Source organism: Mucilaginibacter rigui (genome assembly GCF_014773275.1).
GTDB classification, from domain to species: Bacteria; Bacteroidota; Bacteroidia; order Sphingobacteriales; family Sphingobacteriaceae; genus Mucilaginibacter; species Mucilaginibacter rigui_A.
On sequence record NZ_JACWMW010000002.1, the window covers coordinates 1,387,678 to 1,407,279 of the forward strand.

The 19,602-nt window shown below is 42.0% G+C and carries 21 protein-coding genes; 8 read left to right on the top strand and 13 right to left on the bottom strand.

Going from position 1 to position 19,602, the window contains the following annotated elements:
• The first annotated feature begins 3 nt into the window (after window positions 1-3).
• The 3 genes from IDJ75_RS13255 (at window position 4) to trxA (ending at window position 997) form a co-directional block, all read left to right on the top strand.
• Window positions 4-228, top strand: a complete 225-nt coding sequence (locus IDJ75_RS13255) for a hypothetical protein (RefSeq protein ID WP_191176069.1) — start codon at window positions 4-6, stop codon at window positions 226-228.
• Window positions 228-512, top strand: a complete 285-nt coding sequence (locus IDJ75_RS21505; protein WP_394368100.1) for a type II toxin-antitoxin system RelE/ParE family toxin — start codon at window positions 228-230, stop codon at window positions 510-512. Before IDJ75_RS13255 ends, IDJ75_RS21505 begins: the two co-directional genes overlap by 1 nt.
• Window positions 513-676: 164 nt before the next feature.
• Entirely contained in the window at window positions 677-997 is a 321-nt protein-coding gene (gene trxA, locus IDJ75_RS13260; RefSeq protein ID WP_191176070.1) for a thioredoxin, read from the top strand.
• 107 nt (window positions 998-1,104) lie between these two features.
• Here the strand turns inward: trxA and IDJ75_RS13265 are convergent, their stop codons facing one another.
• The 4 genes from IDJ75_RS13265 to IDJ75_RS13280 form a co-directional block, all read right to left on the bottom strand.
• Window positions 1,105-1,800 (bottom strand): head GIN domain-containing protein, encoded by a 696-nt coding sequence (locus IDJ75_RS13265; protein ID WP_191176071.1) that lies wholly within the window; start codon window positions 1,798-1,800, stop codon window positions 1,105-1,107.
• Between the two features lie 256 nt (window positions 1,801-2,056).
• Entirely contained in the window at window positions 2,057-3,727 is a 1,671-nt protein-coding gene (locus IDJ75_RS13270; protein ID WP_191176072.1) for a M1 family metallopeptidase, read from the bottom strand.
• Window positions 3,728-3,731: 4 nt separating this feature from the next.
• Complete coding sequence (locus tag IDJ75_RS13275) at window positions 3,732-4,364, bottom strand: M949_RS01915 family surface polysaccharide biosynthesis protein (protein WP_191176073.1); 633 nt, start codon at window positions 4,362-4,364, stop codon at window positions 3,732-3,734.
• 64 nt (window positions 4,365-4,428) lie between these two features.
• Window positions 4,429-6,294, bottom strand: coding sequence for a CocE/NonD family hydrolase (locus IDJ75_RS13280; protein ID WP_191176074.1), 1,866 nt, complete (start codon window positions 6,292-6,294; stop codon window positions 4,429-4,431).
• A gap of 715 nt (window positions 6,295-7,009) precedes the next feature.
• Between IDJ75_RS13280 and lpdA the strand changes: the two genes are divergently transcribed.
• Window positions 7,010-8,413, top strand: a complete 1,404-nt coding sequence (lpdA, locus tag IDJ75_RS13285) for a dihydrolipoyl dehydrogenase (protein WP_191176075.1) — start codon at window positions 7,010-7,012, stop codon at window positions 8,411-8,413.
• 73 nt (window positions 8,414-8,486) lie between these two features.
• On the opposite strand, the gene IDJ75_RS13290 is transcribed toward lpdA, so the two are convergent.
• Complete coding sequence (locus IDJ75_RS13290) at window positions 8,487-10,850, bottom strand: ABC transporter permease (protein ID WP_191176076.1); 2,364 nt, start codon at window positions 10,848-10,850, stop codon at window positions 8,487-8,489.
• A 168-nt stretch (window positions 10,851-11,018) separates the two neighbouring features.
• On the opposite strand from IDJ75_RS13290, the gene IDJ75_RS13295 reads away from it, so the two are divergent.
• Entirely contained in the window at window positions 11,019-11,459 is a 441-nt protein-coding gene (locus IDJ75_RS13295; RefSeq protein WP_191176077.1) for a sterol desaturase family protein, read from the top strand.
• Window position 11,460: 1 nt separating this feature from the next.
• Here the strand turns inward: IDJ75_RS13295 and IDJ75_RS13300 are convergent, their stop codons facing one another.
• From IDJ75_RS13300 to IDJ75_RS13315, 4 genes are all read right to left on the bottom strand, one after another.
• The gene (locus IDJ75_RS13300; protein ID WP_191176078.1) at window positions 11,461-12,033 is read right to left on the bottom strand and encodes a hypothetical protein; all 573 of its coding nucleotides are present in this window, start codon (window positions 12,031-12,033) and stop codon (window positions 11,461-11,463) included.
• Between the two features lie 110 nt (window positions 12,034-12,143).
• Window positions 12,144-12,566 (bottom strand): putative toxin-antitoxin system toxin component, PIN family, encoded by a 423-nt coding sequence (locus IDJ75_RS13305; protein ID WP_191176079.1) that lies wholly within the window; start codon window positions 12,564-12,566, stop codon window positions 12,144-12,146.
• Entirely contained in the window at window positions 12,556-12,768 is a 213-nt protein-coding gene (locus tag IDJ75_RS13310) for a hypothetical protein (protein WP_191176080.1), read from the bottom strand. The genes IDJ75_RS13305 and IDJ75_RS13310 overlap by 11 nt, the downstream gene beginning before the upstream one ends.
• 155 nt (window positions 12,769-12,923) lie before the next feature.
• Complete coding sequence (locus IDJ75_RS13315; protein WP_191176081.1) at window positions 12,924-13,547, bottom strand: tetratricopeptide repeat protein; 624 nt, start codon at window positions 13,545-13,547, stop codon at window positions 12,924-12,926.
• Between the two features lie 91 nt (window positions 13,548-13,638).
• On the opposite strand from IDJ75_RS13315, the gene murB reads away from it, so the two are divergent.
• On the top strand, window positions 13,639-14,658 hold the full coding sequence (gene murB, locus IDJ75_RS13320) for a UDP-N-acetylmuramate dehydrogenase (RefSeq protein ID WP_191176082.1): 1,020 nt from the start codon (window positions 13,639-13,641) through the stop codon (window positions 14,656-14,658).
• Window positions 14,659-14,929: 271 nt separating this feature from the next.
• Window positions 14,930-15,466, top strand: coding sequence for an RNA polymerase sigma factor (locus IDJ75_RS13325; RefSeq protein WP_191176083.1), 537 nt, complete (start codon window positions 14,930-14,932; stop codon window positions 15,464-15,466).
• Between the two features lie 84 nt (window positions 15,467-15,550).
• Here the strand turns inward: IDJ75_RS13325 and IDJ75_RS13330 are convergent, their stop codons facing one another.
• From IDJ75_RS13330 to IDJ75_RS13345, 4 genes are read right to left on the bottom strand one after another with little or no spacing between them, the layout of a single operon-like run.
• Complete coding sequence (locus IDJ75_RS13330; RefSeq protein WP_191176084.1) at window positions 15,551-15,790, bottom strand: cytochrome b5 domain-containing protein; 240 nt, start codon at window positions 15,788-15,790, stop codon at window positions 15,551-15,553.
• Complete coding sequence (locus IDJ75_RS21385; RefSeq protein ID WP_191176085.1) at window positions 15,790-16,473, bottom strand: lycopene cyclase domain-containing protein; 684 nt, start codon at window positions 16,471-16,473, stop codon at window positions 15,790-15,792. Before IDJ75_RS21385 ends, IDJ75_RS13330 begins: the two co-directional genes overlap by 1 nt.
• Complete coding sequence (locus IDJ75_RS13340; RefSeq protein ID WP_191176086.1) at window positions 16,474-17,043, bottom strand: hypothetical protein; 570 nt, start codon at window positions 17,041-17,043, stop codon at window positions 16,474-16,476.
• A 28-nt stretch (window positions 17,044-17,071) separates the two neighbouring features.
• A complete protein-coding gene (locus tag IDJ75_RS13345) occupies window positions 17,072-17,905 on the bottom strand; it encodes a phytoene/squalene synthase family protein (RefSeq protein WP_191176087.1) in 834 nt (277 codons plus the stop codon).
• A gap of 72 nt (window positions 17,906-17,977) precedes the next feature.
• On the opposite strand from IDJ75_RS13345, the gene IDJ75_RS13350 reads away from it, so the two are divergent.
• Complete coding sequence (locus IDJ75_RS13350; protein ID WP_191176088.1) at window positions 17,978-19,462, top strand: phytoene desaturase family protein; 1,485 nt, start codon at window positions 17,978-17,980, stop codon at window positions 19,460-19,462.
• The last annotated feature ends 140 nt before the right edge of the window (window positions 19,463-19,602 follow it).

A 19,602-nucleotide genomic window follows, 5' to 3' on the forward strand; every position in this document is an offset into this window, starting at 1 on the left:
ATTATGATTTCAATTAATCTTTCTATCGAACAATTAATAGAAGCTGTCCGCAGTCTAAATCAGTCGGAAAAGCAGATGCTTAAAGATGTTTTGAATGATGGCGAAATGTTGCTATCTAAAGAACAGGAGGACATTATTTTGCAGCGTCAAAAGGCATACAGCACAGGAAATATGGAAGCATATTCATTAGATGAATTGAAAGTTATGCTCAATTATACAGAAGATTAATGTATCGTATAGAGATATTAAAAGCTGCGACATTTGATTTAAAAGATTCTTCTAGCTGGTATGAGTCCCGTCAACAAGGATTAGGCAAACGATTTCAAAAGAGTGTTTTTGCAACCCTGAAAACTATTCAAAAGAGGCCATTGATATATCCAGTTAAGTTTTTAGAGGAGTTTAGATTTGCCAAGGTCGATAAATTTCCGTTTTTCATTGTCTTCGAGATCGTGGAAGATAAAATTGTCGTTAACTCTATCTTCCACACAAGTAGAAACCCTTCGCGGTTCTAATACGTTATCCACACAAAAAGTAACCCATCTAATTACCTGCTACTATAAAGCGTTTGTAATTAAGGCAGGTGTTGATAATATAATTGTCACATTGTCATGCACGAACTTGTGGCAAGCTATTTGAATAGTATATATTTGTACATCAAAATTAAAATATAGAAATCATGGCTTTAGAAATAACTGATGCAAACTTCGAAGAACTTGTTCTTAAATCAGATAAACCGGTACTAATTGACTTTTGGGCAGAATGGTGTGGCCCTTGTAGAATGGTAGGCCCTGTTGTTGAAGAACTTGCTAAAGAATACGATGGCAAAGCTGTTGTAGGGAAAGTGAATGTGGATAACAACCCCGGTATCTCAATGAAGTATGGCATCCGCAATATCCCTGCCTTACTGTACTTTAAAGGCGGCGAAATTGTTGACAAACAAATTGGTGCTGTACCAAAATCAATACTTGCAGATAAATTAGCTAAGCAATTAGCTTAACACCATATTATATAAATAAAAGGGGCCGTGATTAATATCACGGCCCCTTTTATTTATGCCGAAAGCAGAAAATTTAACAAGATTTCTGCTTTGAGCTTTTACCTTTATTACATCCTGCTAACGCTGCCGCTTCCTGCTTTTGAGCTGGAGATATTTTTGGCCGCACCTGTATAATGTACATCGCCCGAGCCTACTACCGAGGCATCAATTTTTTCGGAAGCATTTACCCTCGCATCGCCCGAACCTGCAACTTTTACCTGGGTATTGGTAGTTATGAGGTTGTTCCCGGTAAAATCACCAGAACCTACCACGCTAACGGTTGAGTTATCTGCACGGCCTGTAAGGGTAATATCGCCAGAGCCGCCTATGCTGCTCTCTAAAGTTTTAACATCAACTTTACCGCTTATATCGCCCGAGCCGGTTAGCTTTACTTTTAATGAAGGTGCCCTTAAACCGTCTTTAAAAAACACATCGCCCGAACCTGCAAGGCTCACTGCATTCACGTTTTTTATAGCTACATAAACAATCATTTTTTTATTGCCGTTCCAGTTCCAGTGTGTGCCTTCTTTAGTGTATATTTTTAGTACACCGCCATCAACCTCGGTTACAATACGGTCTATAATATCAGAAGGTGCATCTACCTTTACAGATTCTGATGAACCCTGGGTAATGTACACATCGTATGAGCCGGCAACGCTCACTGCGTTAAAGCCCGTTAAATGGCGGTCCTGCGTATCTGCTTTGGCAAAGCTTGCAGCAGCTACCAGTAAGCCAGCTGTAAAAAGTGTTTTTAGTGTTCTCATGGTTTTAAGTTGTTTAGATATTAGACGCAGGTTGTAACAGGAAAGTTGCATGCTTTTGGAAATTTATTTCCTGCGCGTATTCAAGCTACGCAAAAACTGTGTCATTGCGAGGAGCGCAGCGACGTGGCAATCTCACAGGACAGGTGGATATGCTTAGATTATTAATAAATTTAATTTTGCTTCAAGGCATTAATGAGCTCCCTACGGTCGGTTGGCCACGCTACGCTCGCAATGACATGGTGGGAGAATAACGGACCTAATCCATCAACACGCCTATATAATAATTAAAGGTATCTACCTCTAAATTATCTTTAGTGGCCCCGGCAATGGTAAGCGGGGTAAAGCGCGTTTTTGGGGTAATGAACTGATACTCGCCGCCTTTTACACGTACCCTTACCGGCATGTTAAAGTCCTTTACATCAGCTATCCATCTGCACATCAGTTTACCGTTAATGGTCATAAACTCAAGCGTTGGGATATTGGCATGTTTCAGGTATTGCTCAAACACCGGGCTAAAGTTTTTGCCGCTTTGCTCGTTGATGTAACCCACCACCTGGTCGTAGGTAACAGTTTGGTGGTAAAAGGTTTTGTTAAGCCCGCGTAGTATGCTGCGCCATTTCTCGTCATCATTAATAACGGTGCGGATCATGTTCAGCATATTGCCCCCTTTAGGGTACATATCACCCGACCCTTCTTTGTTCACGTTGTAAGGTCCTACAATAGGGCCGTCGTTCTGGATGCCCAGGCGGCTGCCGTGTACGTATTCCTGCCCGGCCTGTTTGCCCCAGTTATCTTCCACAAATAACGATTCGGTATAATTGGTAAAGCTCTCGTGGATCCACATATCGGCAAGGTCTTTACTGGTGATGTTGTTGCCAAACCACTCGTGCCCGCTCTCGTGTACCACAATAAAATCCCATTTCAGCCCCCATCCGGTGCCGGATAGGTCGCGGCCCAGGTAGCCATTCTGGTAATGGTTGCCATAAGCCGTACCGCTTTGGTGTTCCATACCTAAGTGATGAGTTTCTACCAGTTTGTAGCCATCCTCATAAAAAGGGTAAGGGCCAAACCAGTGTTCAAAAGCTTTTAGCATAGGCTTGGCATTGGCACCCCAGTGCTTTTTGGCTTTCTCCAGGTTGTAGCTAAGCGGCCAGAAATCCATAGTTAGCTTGCCTTTTTCGCCCTGGTAGGTATCGCTGTAATGCGCATAATCGCCAATATTGGCTTCAATATCGTAATTGTTGATAGGGTTAGCCACAAACCAGTCGAAGCGGGTGTAGCCATCCTTCAGTTTGGTAACCTTACGCAGGCGGCCATTACTTACATCTTTTAAGCCGTTAGGCACACTGATGCTGATGAGGGCGCTATCCACTTCATCGGCCTGCTGGTCTTTGGTAGGCCACCAAACGCTGGCCCCCATGCCCTGGCAGGCGGTTGATACCCATTTGTGCCCAAGCGAATCAACATTATACTCTACGCCGCCGTCCCATGGGGCGCGTTTGGCAATAGTTGGGTTGCCCGAATAATAAACGATAAACTCTTCCTTACTGCCGCTTTTAATGGTTTGCGGGAAGGTTACAAACACGGCGTTGAATTCGCGGGTGTAGGGTAACTCTTTGCCTTTATAAACTACTTTCTCCACTTTAAGGTTGGAGAAGAGGTCGAATTGCAGCTTGGTAAAATCCTGTGTGGCGGTGTACTTAAAAAGCACATTACCGCTAATGAATTTGTTATCGATATCAAACTTCACATCCAGGTGGTAGTAGTTGATATCATAACAGGTACGCAGCGGGGTGGTTAATGATCCCCGCAGGCTATCGGCCCGGGTAAAGGTTTCCTTGTGGTTGCCAAGCTGAGCGTGGGCTTGTGTGGTATATAATCCCAAAACCAAGATCCAAAATAGGCGATTTATATATGTAAATTTCATTCGTTTAATGATTAATGTCTCCGTTTATTTTTTTCTTCCAAAGCGCGATCGCATGTGTTTTAAAGGCTGTTGAACCGGTGTTAAAAGCATGATCAAACTTGTACCCGCCGCCAATTTTTTCAGTATCTGTAGCCTGTACTCTGTCTTCGCCTCTCATTGCGTATTTTTTATCGCCCTCATGCATAATTATTTTCATATTGGCAGGGCTCACATCGCCACGGCATGTGGTTATATACATTAGCCAGACTTCTGCTTTCCCATCTTTATTAAGATCTGTTATAGCAAATGTATCCGGTAAGAAATTTGCAGACACATCAACCGGGCAAGTATTTACAAAATCCTGCATCTGCCAGGTTAATGTATAATTATTACCGGTGATTTTATAATGATAAGCATATACAGCAGCATCTCGGTAGCCGCTGTTATCAGGTGGGTTTGGTGTATCCACAACTCCTGTTTCGGTAGTAATAACAAGGTGATTGCCATCTGCATCGATATAGCTTGCGGCATTAACAATGTGGCCCTTATATTTTACAGATTTGGGTATAGTGTTTTTATCAAGCTTAGTTACTTTTATTTGAGAAAAAGCAAGTTGGGATGATAGCAGCAGTAATATAAACTGAAATATTATTTTCATTATTATTAAAAGCTAAATGGGTTAGGAAACCTAACCCATTTAATTAATCGGTTAACCGAACTCCTTACTTCAATACCTCTACATCAATAAAGCTATCGTTAAACACGGTGTGTGTAGCTTTTTGGTAATCGCTTTCGTTGGCTTTGTAAGGGTTCTCGACAAATTTTTGCGGGTTACGCGCATACAGCGGGAACGATGTGCTTTGTACCTGTATCATAATGCGGTGGCCTTTTTTAAAGGTGTGCAATACATCCTGCAGGTGGAAGTTCACATCTGTTTTTTGGTTTGCAACCATCGGTACAGCCTTCTCAAAACCATCGCGGAAACGTGCCGGCATGATCTCTGAACGTACCATTTGCTGGTAATTGCTCAGGATGATGTTTTTGTTTGGCATGTACGCGTTGTTCTGCTCATCCGGAGGGTAAACATCAATCAGTTTCACTATCCAATCGGCATCGGTACCAGTAGTTGCTACCTTAAGGTTGGCCATAATTTCGCCGCCCAGGGTAACATCATCAGCTAAAACATCGGTTTGGTAAACCAGCACATCGGTACGGCGGCCGGCAAAACGCTGGTCCTCGCTCATGTAATTGTGCGGGGTAAAGCCCATAGTAGTGGTGTTATCCTCGGTGTAAGGAACGGGTTTCATTGGGTCGCTTAAAAAGCTGGTGCTGCCTGTTGCGGCTGGTGCAGCATCGGCCAGTTTACCATCATTATTTAAATAAAACTTAACATGTGTTGCCGCTGCAGATGGCCATTTATCAAATGTTTGCCATTCTTTTTTACCGGTGTTGTACATATAAGCTTCAGGCAGGCCCGAGTTTTTATCGCCGTTACCTTTCAGGAAATGGTTAAAGAATTTTTGCTCGATGCTTTTTTGATAGAATGTTGCAATGCTATCGCCAAAGTAAACGTTGCTGTGCATGGTGTGCCCGGTCTCGCGCGACCATCTACCATGCCCAAATGGACCCATTACAATAGTGTTATAAGCGTTAGGGTCTTTTTTCTCAATAGTTTTATAGATAGCCAGCGGGCCTGTTAAATCTTCGGCATCAAACCAGCCGCCTACCAGCATCACCGCTGGTTTTACTTTGTTGTAGTGTTTTAGCAGGCCGCGTTTTTGCCAAAATTCATCGTAGTTAGGGTGGTTGATGGTTTCCTGCCAAAAAAAGTTGTCTTTATAGTATTTGTCGGCGTTTTTAAGCGGGCCAAGGTCAAGTAAAAACTGGTAGCCATCGCGGGTGCCGGCGTTAAACATTTGGTTTGCGTACCATGCTTTGGTTGTAGTATCTGTTTTTTGAACGCCAAATACCGGGAAGGTAAAAAAGTAGCTTTCTATGAAAGCACCGTTGTGGTGAAAGTCGTCAAAAAAGAAATCAGAGATAGGTGCCTGCGGCGATGAAGCCTTTAAAGCAGGGTGGTTTGATAAGATACCTGCTGCAGTATAAAAACCCGGATAACTGATACCCCATTGGCCTACTTTACCGTTGTTGCCGGTAGCGTTTTTGATCAGCCAGTCGATGGTGTCGTAAGTATCGGAGCCTTCATCAATATCGGCTTTGCTTTTTTTATTGTCAATAACCGGGGTCATGTTGGTCCAGGTGCCTTCGCTTTTATAGCGGCCGCGTACATCCTGGTACACAAAAATGTAACCTTCATGCATCATGTATTTTGAGGGGCCTAATTGGCCGGGGTATTTTGTTTCGCCATAAGGTGCAATGCTGTAGCAGGTACGTTGCATCATTATGGGGTATTTGTTGGTTTTTGATGCATCGTTTGGCGTGTAAATAGAGGTAAAGAGTTTTACCCCATCGCGCATGGTGATGTACACATCTTTTTTGGTGTAGTGTTCTTTAACGTAGGCGCTTTGCGCAAACAATGTACTACAGGCCGCAGCCATTAGAAATAATAATGCGGAGAGTTTTTTCATGATGTTGGTCAGTATTTTAGTGATGGCCTAATTTACTAAGTATATAGGTAATATACTAACGGGTGATAAAGGTGTTACAAAGGTTGTTTTAAGCCAGTTCTTAGTTAGGAAGTGTTTTGTGATTTATGAACGTTAGTCCGCTCATTGCCGCGGGGGGCTACTTCTTTTGTCTTGAAACAAAAGAAGCAAAAACTCAAGTCAGCAAAAAGGCTTCTTTGCGCACATGGCCTTTGCCCTGCAAACCGTGCAGAACCACGGGCTGGAATCTTTTGCCCTGCTTCGCCCGCTCTTTCCCTCCGCTTCTGCAAAAGTTCCTATGCCCCCGCCGCCACGAGGCCAACATTGTTCTGCCCAATTTTGCCCAAAGCTGTTTTGCCTGACACGGAGCTGCGGAATAGAGTAATCAGGAAAATTCTATAAATCCCGGTTCAAAGATTCCTCGCGTTAGGGGGTGAAGCGGATACAGGCCTGTGGCTAAGGCCTGTGCTGTATGAGCGGAAAACCCGGGCCGCAGGCAACGCCATAATTAGAGAATAGTTAATAGCGTTAGTTAAAAAAGGATTAAAACAACCATTTCAATAAAGCATTCCACTCTAAACTCTAAACTCTAAACTCTAAACTCTAAACTCTAATGTCAACCCCTTAACATTTTAATTAATTACCTATTTATAAGCCTGTAAACATTCCTTAACTTTGGCCACCAAAATACACTACTATGCAATATGATGTAATCGTTATAGGTTCTGGTCCGGGTGGTTATGTGGCGGCAATACGCTGCGCCCAGCTGGGTATGAAAACCGCAATTATTGAAAAATATAACACCCTTGGCGGTACCTGCCTTAACGTAGGTTGTATCCCTTCAAAAGCATTGCTTGATTCGTCAGAACATTACCATAACGCTGCGCACACTTTCACTACACATGGTATTAAATTAGATAACCTGGGTATTGATTTTGGCCAGATGATAAAACGCAAACAGGAAGTTGTGGATGCCAATACCAGCGGTATCACCTACCTGATGAAAAAGAACAAGATTGACGTACACACAGGTGTAGGGTCATTTAAAGATAAAAATACCATTATTGTTACTGCCGCAGATGGTAAAACTACTGAGCTGACCACCGAAAAGGTGATCATAGCTACAGGTTCGAAACCATCAAGCCTGCCATTTTTGAAGATAGACAAGAAACGCATCATTACCTCAACCGAGGCTTTAACCTTAACCGAGATACCTAAGCACCTGATACTGATTGGTGGGGGTGTTATTGGTTTGGAGTTAGGTTCGGTTTACGCGCGTTTGGGCGCCAGGGTATCTGTAATTGAATATATGGACGGTATTATCCCAACCATGGATAAGGGCCTGGGCCGCGAGTTGCAGAAAGTATTGAAAAAACTGGGCATGGAGTTTTACCTGGGCCACAAGGTTACAGGCGCAACAGCCAAAGGCAAAGAGGTTACCGTTACGTTTGATAACCCTAAAGGCGAAAAGCAGGAACTTAAAGGCGATTATTGCATGGTAGCTGTGGGGCGTGTAGCTTATACCGACGGACTTGGCCTTGATAAAATCGGCATCACCGTTGAAGAGCGTGGCCGTAAAATTACGGTTGACGAGCACCTGGAAACCAGCGTTAAAGGCGTTTATGCAATTGGTGATGTAATAAAAGGCGCCATGCTTGCCCACAAGGCAGAGGATGAAGGTACTTTTGTTGCCGAGATTATTGCAGGCCAAAAACCGCACATTAACTATAACCTGATACCGGGAGTTGTTTATACCTGGCCTGAAGTTGCCGCTGTTGGTTATACCGAAGAGCAATTGAAAGAGGCAGGTACAAAATATAAGGTGGGGTCGTTCCCGTTCAAAGCCAGCGGCCGTGCCCGTGCAAGCGGCGACCTTGATGGTTTTGTGAAGGTTTTAGCTGATGCTACTACCGATGAGATTTTAGGTGTACACATGATAGGCCCGCGCGCTGCCGATATGATAGCGGAAGCGGTTATCGCGATGGAGTTCCGCGCCAGTGCAGAGGACGTAACCCGTGCCAGCCACGCCCACCCAACCTACACCGAAGCCATGCGCGAAGCCTGCCTGGCAGCAACCGAGAACAGGGCGATACATATTTAAGAATTTAAATGCCACATAAAAAGGGTGCACCTGAACAGGCGCACCCTTTTCTTTTTTTAGCAACAGTATAAGGTTATTCGGTTTTAATGCTTTTTATAGGGTTGGCCATAGCCGCCCTGGCAGCCTGGAAGCTTACAGTAACAAGAGCTATAGCCACGGCTACTATGCCCGAGTATAAAAATATGGTCCAGCTGATTTGAATGCGGTAATTAAAATCCTGCAGCCATTTGTTCATGAACCACCAGCCGATAGGTGCCGCTATGGCGACTGATACCAGCACCAGCATAACAAAATCGCGCGTGAGCAATTGCATCAGGTTTACAATGCCTGCACCCAATACTTTGCGTATACCAATCTCTTTGGCACGGTTCTCGGCCATGTAAGCCGCAAGCCCGAACAAGCCAAGGCACGATATTAAAATTGTAAGCGCTGAAAAAGTAAAAGCTATTTTGCCGGTTCGCTGCTCGTTTTTAAATTTTTCGGCGTAGGCCTGGTCTACAAAATGGTATTGGAACGGATAAGCGGGGTTATATTTTTTGAAGATGGCTTCGGCTGCTTTCAGGCCTGAAGATGTTGATTGATTAGGATTAAGCCTGAAGGTAAGCGCATTGTAATACCAATTTTTCGATCCGAATATTAACATGGGGTTAACTGCCTGAGAAGGAGAACCAATGATAAAGTTTTTGATAACGCCTACAATTTTTAGTCGGTTGTCGCCAAGCGAAATGATTTGGCCTATCGGGTCTTTAAAGCCCATTGCTTGTACTGACGATTCATTAATAATTACTGCGGCTGAGTCTGAAGGGAATTTATTGAAATCGATATCCCGCCCGGCCAAAAGTTTAAAGCCAAATGTTTTTACAAAATCTCCGTCTGTTGCAAACCTGCTGAAGCTTACGTTTTTATGGTTAGCGTCCATATTGCCCCAGTTAAGGCCAGAAGTTGAACTGCCGTCAATTGTTACAGGCATACTCGTTTTACTTACTGCTGCTGCTACGCCACTGCTTAACAGCTCATTTTTAATAACATCAAAATTTTTGCCTATAGAGCCATTTATCGGGTGTTCTACAAGGTTATTTCTTACATATCCGTTATCTCGGCTCTGTACATAGTTGATCTGCTGGTATATAATAATAGTAGCAATAATGAGCACAATAGCTACAGTAAACTGTGTTACTACCAACACCTTACGCGGACTAAATACCCGTGCCTTGCTTTTAAACAAACCCTTAAGCACCTTTACCGGCCTAAATGCTGACAGGTAAAACGCAGGATAGCTACCCGCAAGCAAACCCGTGAAAAGAATAAAGCCAAAGCCCGCCAACCATAAGTAAGGGTTTTTATAATTGATCAATAGTTTAACACCTGTTAATTCATGAAACGCTGGCAGCGTTAATTGTACCAATACAATAGCAAATACCCCCGCAATACAGGTAATGAGGACAGACTCTGTTAAAAACTGTTTGATGATAGCAAAACGGTTAGCGCCCATTACTTTACGTACGCCAACTTCTTTGCCGCGTTTTTCGCTTTGGGCGGTACTCAGGTTCATGAAATTTATACAGGCTATCAATAATATCAATGCGGCTATTGCGAATAACAGCCTAACGGTTTCTATAGCGCCGCCAACGGCTACACCATTCTCAAATTTTGAATTTAGATGCCATTTTTTTGCCGGGTGTAAGAATATCCCAAAATGCAGAGCAGCGTCATGCTCTTTCAGCAAATTCTTTATTTTCTTATCAAATAACGCTGCATTTGCTCCGGGCTGCAACTGTACATATGTATTAAAGCTGGCATTACCCCAGCTATTGGCCTCAGATGTGCCGATCATCGGTTCTAATGATACCAAATAATCAAACTGGAACTGAGTGTTGGCAGGCGGATCACTGATAACGCCGGTTACCTTGTAATTTTCTTTATCATTTAGCCGCAATACCTTATCTGTAGGGTTTTCGGTGCCAAATATGCGTTTAGCCAGGCTAACGGTAAGCACAATACCTTTAGGGTCATCAAGCGCACGCTCGTTGCCATTTACCATTGGGAAACTGAACATGCTTAAAAACTGTGGGTCAACGTCGAGCCCCGTGGCAATGATGCTTTTCCCCTTGTAATTAAAAAGCCGTTCATTTGGCCAATATACACGGGCTGCAGCTTTCACTTCAGGGAATTTTTGTTTTAATTCCGGGGCAATGGGTGCCGAAGTAATATCCCACGTATAAACATTATTGCCGGCATCCTTATCAGACCGGTTCCAAACCTTGTACAGATCATCAGCATTTTTATGGAACCGGTCAAAACTTAGTTCGTTTTGTATCCACGTAAATATCAATATAGCGCCGCACATGCCAGTAGCAAGGCCTGTGATGTTGATCATAGAAAAGCCTTTGTTTTTCCATAAATTGCGCCAGGCTATTTTAAAGTAGTTTTTAATCATAACGGTTAATATGTACTAATTGTAATAAACCTTGTGCCATTATTTTATAGTGCTTATAATGAGGTTTTTATGTATGTTTTGTTTGATTTAAGCGTTCGGAATCGGACAATTAACGTACGGCTATATTACAATTATAAAACCGCTCATTAATTTAAAAGTTAACTAATAATGCAAGCGTTAATTAATATAGGTATAATAACAGGTACCATAGCAGTAATGGAGTTACTCTCCTGGGCTATGCATAAGTATTTGTTCCATGGGCCGCTGTGGTTTATCCACAAAACGCACCATCAGCAACGCCATGGCTGGTTCGAACTGAACGACCTGTTCAGTATCGGTTTTGCTGCTTTAGCTTTATGGCTGATGTGGGCCGGGCATATCACTTTAGATTACCGCTTTTGGATAGGCACCGGCATCAGTACCTACGGCACCATCTATTTCATCTTCCACGATTGGTTTATCCACAACCGCTTTAAGGCTTTCAGAAGCAATAACAGATACCTGATGGCCATCCGCAGGGCGCATAAGATCCATCATAAATCAACCGAGAAAAATCCGTCGGAAGAGTTTGGATTATTGGTGGTGGGGAAGAAGTGGTTTAAGGGGTAGGCTATTCACCTTCACTCTGTTCGAGCGCTTCGTTCATTTTAGCATATAACTCTTGCCAATCTGAAGTTTCTGAAATGATATTTTGTATAAGCGAGTCTGCTGAATATATATCGTTATTAGTAATGATGTGGAATTTAATAGAACGTGGTTCGGGTACAGAAATGTACTTTCTTCGCATCCTTGCAAAATTGTATTGCGCAGTGGTAAAGACAGAAGCGACAGCCGCTAAAAAATTCTCATTTTTGGGTATGAAAATGTCTTTTCTGGCATTTCTGGTTGTTAATACCCAAGTTTCTCCCGTTTTGAAAAGTACTATAATTTGTACCTCAACTCCGGTATGTATTTCCTGCGCAACGGCAAAAGCGGTTTCTGTATCGTAAGGAAGTTCAATCCCTACATCGACGGGTTGGGTTGATAATATCTTCTCTCTAAGTGTAAGATATGTTTCCCATTTATAATCGGCTATCTCTAACTCTGCTCTTTTTCGCTGCCATTTTTGATAATAAAAATAGGCAACGCGCCCAAAATGAAATAGTATTAAAGCGCCCAGGAAAAAATAGCCCTCTTTCATCATAACGTTTAGGGCAACTAAGATAAATAAACACGTCCAACCATCTAAAATAATATTAACAGAGAAGAATCCATCCGAAGAGCTTCGGTTGCTGGTGGTGGGGAGGAAGTGGTTTAAAGGGTATTTACCTCTTTAAGAAAATCCGAAATAGTGATAATTTTTGTTCCCTCCTGCGGGTTTAATTCCAATAGATCAGCATCTCCGGTTAATAAATAATTTACATTTCCGTCTAAAGCTAACGAAAGCAAAAAGTTGTCTTTTTTATCGCGGCACAAGGTAACAATTGAAGTTACATCAATAAACTCCGCATAATCATCAATTATTTCCGTTAGGGCAATGACGTTGCTTTCTGAAAAGTATTTTTTGAATTTTGTACGTTGGGTAACTTCGATGAACTCAGACATTAGCTCGGCACTAAAGACCAAAATAACCCGACCTGAAAGAAGAAGAGATGTTAAGGCAGTGTAATCATTTTTGATGAGAAAACTTATCCAAAGGTTGGTATCTAATACAATACGCGTAGCTTTATTTGGCATAACGTTTTGCACGTACTGCTTCAACTTCTTTTGTTATTTCATCTAAGCTTGGCGCCGAATCATTCTTAGAACGTAGGGCATTTAACAATTTTGTAAAATTATTTTTAGGACTATCCTGAATGGAGATCAGGTTCATATCGGCCAAATCATTGAGTAATTTTAAGGCTTTAGGGTTTATGATATTGATTTTTAGTGTGTCCATATACAAATATAACTAAACGCTAATTAACAAACAATTTGCATAGATGTTGATTATTTCTACCATCTAAAATAAATCAAAGGATAAAAATACTTCTGAAAAGTTTGGGTTGCTGGTGGTGGGGAGGAAGTGGTTTAAGGGGAAGGCTGTTTAATCCATTAATTGTTTAGCAAACTATCTGCTGTACTGCGAATATCGGCTCGCGCCGGATTGATTTTTAGTGAGAGTTTTAATACATCAATTGAAAACTGTTTATAAGTTAACGCCTTTTCTGTTTTACCCTCTTTTTTATAAGCATCTCCATACTTAAAAGCAAGTTTACCTATATCATATAAATCTTCAACTGTAATTTCTCTTATCTCTTCAGATCTATCTAATTCCAAAGCTTTAGATAGGTTTTTTTCGCCTTCCGCAGTTTGGCCTAAGTTTATCTGAGATAAGCCCAGTTCCATGTAATTAACAGCCTCAGCTTTGCCAATTGCATTCGCCTTTTTAAACCACTCAATTGCTTCATCGTATTTTTTTGAAATGTATAAGCTATGCGCTAAGGCACTCCTTGCCATAGAATGGGTCGAATCTGTTGTTAAGGTTTCTCTGAACTTCTCAATAGCCTTATCATTTAATTCAATTGCTTTTTTTTCGTTCCCTCTATTGGCCTCTGTTACCGCATTTAAGGATAATGTTACACCTTCATTGAAAATTTTAAAAGCTTTTTCTTTTTTAGTTTGTTGGCAAGATATTATGCTTAACGATATGATGATTGTAAATAGCCTTTTTTTCATTTAAGTGGGTTACCGGTACAATGCCTGATTTTAATGTTAAACATAAGTAATAAAATTCCGAAATTCGCCACCGTTCCCAATTCATAACTCTATGCTGCAAATACAGGAAAACGTATCGCTTAAAAAATTCAACACTTTTGGTATTGATGCTAATGCCCGCTACTTTGCCGAGATAAGCCATGAGGATGAACTGGTTGAATTATTTGCCGACCCTCAATGGCTTACTACCAATCGCCTGGTGATGGGCGGCGGCAGTAATATGCTGCTGGTGAAGGATTTTGAAGGGCTTATCATCCGCATGAATATCCGTGGAATTGAACACCGCATCAGCCAAAATGATGTATATGTTGAAGTTGGCGGCGGCGAAGTATGGAACGACCTGGTTAACTTTTGTGTTGACCGCAATTACGCCGGCATGGAGAACCTGAGCCTGATCCCCGGCTCGGTTGGGGCATCGCCCATACAAAATATTGGCGCTTACGGTGTAGAACTGAAAGATGTATTTGCAAGCTGCCGTGCTTTTGAAATAGCTACAGGTACTTTCCGCACGTTCACAAAAGAAGATTGTAAGTTTGGTTACCGCGAAAGTGTTTTTAAAATAGAGCTGGCCGGGCAGTATATTATAGTATCGGTAAAGTTCCATTTATCGCTTAAAGCAAACATCAACCTTAAATATGGCGCTATTGAGCAGGAACTTGCTAACCGCGGCATTACCGAACCTACTATTGAGGATGTATCAAAAGTAGTATCGCACATCCGGGTGTCTAAACTGCCCGATCCGTCAACCATTGGCAACGCAGGAAGTTTCTTCAAAAACCCCGTTATAGGTGATGAACAGTTCAGAATAATTCAGCAGCAATTTCCTGACGTGGTTAACTACCCGGCAGGTGAGGGGCTACATAAACTTGCGGCCGGCTGGCTTATAGAACAATGCGGATGGAAGGGAAAAGTTGTTGGGAACACCGGCACCTGGAAGAACCAGGCGCTTGTTTTAGTAAACCATGGCGGTGCAACGGGCGAAGAAGTGTACAGTCTTTCGTCGCAAATCATAGACACTGTGTACACTAAATTTGGCGTTACGCTACAGCGTGAGGTAAATATTATTGGTTAAATTAATTAATTAAAAATATAATATTACATCCATTTCATACACAGTTAGTTAAACAACTTTTTGTTTTAACAATCTCTTATACTTTACTTAATAATTACAATTACTCCTTTTTTGCGTAAATAGCTGTTTTTAAGTAGTTTACAATACTATGACTGTTTTTAGTACAGTTTTGTGACCATTTAAGATAATTCTGCAGCATCTTTTTATTTTCATACACTTTTCATAAAGTGGTATCATGTTTGCCTAATACTCAATACAAAACATTAACAGAATGACAAAGATTGAGTTTAACACCCTTGTATTACGTCAGGCGACTTCCCTAAGGTCTTATGCCTTACACTTCACCCATGACGCCGATGATGCTAACGACCTTGTTCAGGATACAATGTTGAAAGCCATAACTTATTACAATAAGTTTAAAGAAGGCACTAATTTAAAAGGATGGTTGTATACCATCATGAAAAATACCTTCATCAACAACTATCGCCGTTTTGTTAAAATGAGCACTTTTGTTACCAAAAGCGATGAGATATCATCTCCGAACCTGGTATTCAGTTCAACAAAAAACCAGGGCGAGGCTAAATTTGTAATGGATGATATTAAAAGAGCTTTAGACAGGTTACCATCAGATTACTATGTGCCTTTCACCATGTATTTTGAAGGCCACAAATACCACGAGATAGCTGACCATTTAACTATACCTATTGGTACTGTTAAAACCCGCATCCACGTAGCCCGTAAATTGCTTAAAAAGAATTTAAAAGCTTACGATAACGGCATTGCAAAACCTATCTACGCTGAGAACTAAGTAAATATAAACTCAACATATATAATAGAAAAACCTGCCTTCGGGCGGGTTTTTTTGTGGACACAGTTGAAGTGGTGGAAAAGCCTACGCTATTTTTCCTACCGCCGTAAACTTTTCAAAAACGGTTTCGGTATGCGGGGCGTCGGGGAGTTCGTCGGTAAGGTCCTGGCCGGCCCAGTGCTCGTAGTGCTTGCCATTACGCCAAAGGCGGCTTTCGGTAACATCGTATATAATACCCTTGTAAGCTACCCATATTTGTGGTTTATCCTGCCCGTTACGCAGAGCAAGTTGTGATTTGGTATATATTGGTAGGTCTGCTGCCATTACACGGTAAGCTTTTTACGGTTCTTAAAATATTCAAAAAAGCCAAAGTTCATCAGCAGTAAAGCCATGCTGTAAAAATGGTCCTCAAACGGTATAGTACCCGCCCTTATCCCCATATTTAGGGCATCGTTATAAAGTACAACTGGTATAGAAGTGAGTAAGCCATTCACGATGTAAAAGGGGATGAGCGATACAACGTAAGCCATATAAAAACGGTTGAGCCAATTGGCCTTGAAATAATACAGCAACAGTATCAGTAAAATTGCCAGCAGGCCAAAGGTTACCGCGGTGTATAATTTGGTGTAATTGAGAATAAGCAAAGTGACAGAAATACCTATCAACAGGTTAGAAATAACCCTTGCTATAGTATTGCTTAGTTGCCATTTAATATAGTAGTTTAAGCAGGCATAAATAAATATACATGCAAATGGTACGGTTAAAAAGAAAAGGATCTCCTCCAGCGGCAGCCCCATAAATTTTAAACCGATAATGTATTTGTTGTTAAATGACCATACACCGTGAACGGTGAACAGCACATCCCAAAACAAAAACAAAAAACCTGTTAGCGCCATCCCCGGCCAGATGAACCGCCAGCTTTTGGCAAATGCCACACGCTTATCAAACGATAATACAACCGGGAAAAAGATGGTAAGTACGTTAATAATAAGGTAGGTGTATTTCACTTATAAAGATGCTAAATGCTGGGTTAGGATACTATGTTCGGCAGGGGTACACCTTTTTGAATCTATGAGGAAGATGATAATGGTTTTTACTAACGCCGCATCCGCCGATGCGTAATGTTTACGCTCTATCTGTTTAATGATCTCAGTACGGTCGGCCACCAGGTTTTTGGTGTACCCCAAAAAGCCCGGCACATTATGCTCAATCGAAAAGCGCATAAAACGGATCTCGATGTTTGATGGGTCGCCCGTTACGGCATTTTTAAAGGTTTTTTCGGCATCGTTCAGGTACTTTATCTTATAATACGGGTTCCAGGTGTGCTTGGCTTTTAAAGCCTGCAGCGTACCTATATAGCCATTTATAAGCGATGTGCGGTTTTTAATGCCACCGAGGTGGTTGTAAAGCGAATCGGTTGTTTTACTGCTGGTAATAGCCGTTACTAACAGCTTACGAATAACATGCAGGTTAGGTTCCGTTGCATCATCGGTAACGGAGGCTGCATTGCCTCTGTTAAGTGGTAAAAACAACAGCAGCAGTGCAGTAATAAACAGGTATCTGAATTTAATTGGCATCGGTAAATTATAAACGGTAGGGCTCATTCTAAATTATATTCAGTTTTTGATGCAGTTTGGCTTTAAAATATAAACCCAGTTTTTGTGTATCAGAAACCCTTATCCTTTTTTGCAAAATTGCCATGGCCGATGTTGCGCTTATTTTCTTAAAAAGCTGCAGGTAATATACGTATGCTACATAAACGCCCAGCCTGCTGCCTTTTGGTAAAAGCTTTATGCCTTCTAAAGCATCATCAAAATCCTTTTTTATATCAGTTTCAATCAGCCGCTTATCTGCTTCGGTAAAGTTGCCGAAATCTACCTCGGGGAAGTAGGTACGGCCACGGTCCTCAAAGTCAGACTTAATATCTCTCAAAAAGTTTATTTTTTGAAAGGCCGAGCCCAGGCTGCGCGCTTTTGGCACCAGCTGATCATATAAAACCGTATCGTTCTCGCAAAATATACGCAGGCACATCAGCCCAATAACTTCGGCCGAGCCATAGATGTATGTTTTGTAGCCGCTATCATCATAAGCGGTTTTATCTAAATCCATTTTCATGGAGGTGAGGAAAGCTTCAATCAGCTCTTTTTCGATTTGATACTGATTAACCACCTGCTGAAACGATTGTAGTACAGGGTTTATGCTGATGCCCCGCTCAATTGCTTTAAAAGTTTCTTCCTTAAACTCGTCAATTAACAGCCGTTGGTCGTGCCCGTAAAATGTATCTACAATTTCATCCGCGTAGCGCACAAAACCGTATATGGCATAAACCGGGTACCTGAAACGTTTGTGAAACGCGTTAATGCCCGTACTAAAAGAGGTACTGTATTTGGTGGTAATCAGCTTGCTGCATTCAAAGCATGTTTCGTCGAACAGGTTCATCACTCAAAAGTACAAAATGAATACTATATTGTTTTTTACTTGCATACAACTATTTGCTTAATTTGGCTGCTGATGGATAATAACAAACAGGTTATCGTAATTGGAGCGGGTTTTGCCGGGTTGGCATCGGCCTGCGTATTGGCAAAAGAGGGTTATAAAGTAACCATACTTGAAAAGAACGACCAGCCGGGCGGCCGCGCGCGCGTATGGGAAAAAGACGGGTTTAAGTTTGATATGGGCCCAAGCTGGTACTGGATGCCCGATGTTTTTGAGAATTTCTTTGCCCTTTTTGGTAAAAAACCATCAGATTTTTACGAGCTGAAGCGCCTCGACCCCGGTTACCGGGTTTATTATGGTAAGGATGATGTGCTGGATGTACCTGCAGATATGGGCAAGCTGGAAAAACTTTTTGACGAGATTGAACCCGGCAGCAGCGCAGGCCTGCGTAAGTTTTTAGAACAGGCGGCTTATAAATATAAAGTAGGTATGGGTGAGTATGTGTTCCGCCCCTCGCATTCTATCACGGAGTTTATCGACTTTAACCTGATCCGAAAAAGTATAAGTATGCAACTGCTTACCAGCATGAGCAGCCATGTGCGCCAATATTTTAAAAACCCCAAGCTGATCAAACTGCTTGAATTCCCGGTACTGTTTTTAGGCGCCACCCCGCAGGATACACCCGCTATGTACAGTATGATGAACCATGCCGACCTTGCCCTTGGTACCTGGTACCCTATAGGAGGAATGAACGAGATTGTAAAAGCTATGGTAAGTGTTGCAGAGAGCTATGGTGTAAATATAAGATTGAATACCGAGGTTACTAAAATAGATGTAGCTGAAGGAGTTGCCAAAACCATCCAAACAAATAATGGCAGCTACACAGCCGATTTTGTTATTTCCGGTGCGGATTACGAACATATAGACCAGCACATTTTAGATAAGCCTAATAGAAATTACACTGAAAAATATTGGGATAAGTGCACTATGTCGCCATCAAGCCTTTTGTTTTATATAGGTACAAACAAAAAAGTACACGATATACAACACCATAGTTTGTTTTTTGATGAGGATTTTGAGTTGCATGCCAAAGAGATATATAAGGATCCGCAATGGCCTACAAAGCCCTTGTTTTATGTTTGCTGTACTTCGAAAACCGACCTTGATGCCGCGCCCGAAGGAGGGGAGAACCTTTTCTTCCTGATGCCCATAGCGCCGGGATTGGATGATGATGATGCCACCCGCGAAAAGTATTTTGATGTGATGCTGGATAGATTTGAAGCCATAACCGGCCAAAGCATCCGCGATACCATAGTGGTTAAGCGCAGCTACGCTCTTAAAGATTTTAAAGCCGATTATCATTCATTTAAGGGCAATGCTTACGGCCTGGCCAATACCCTTGCCCAAACTGCTTTCTTTAAACCGAGCATGCGGGCAAAGCATATCAAAAATCTATTATTTACGGGCCAGCTAACGGTCCCCGGCCCGGGTGTGCCACCTGCATTGATATCGGGGCAAATAGCGGCAATGGAGGCAATAAAGGTTATGGAGGGTAAGTAGTAAATCTAAGACCATGTCATTGCTGTAAAGGTCAAGTAATTCGATAACAGAATTAGCTTTAACAAATAAAGCTAAAGTTATGCGAAACATTAACAATGACCTGACCTTAAAGCGCAACTATCTGAACAAGTACTGTTTCC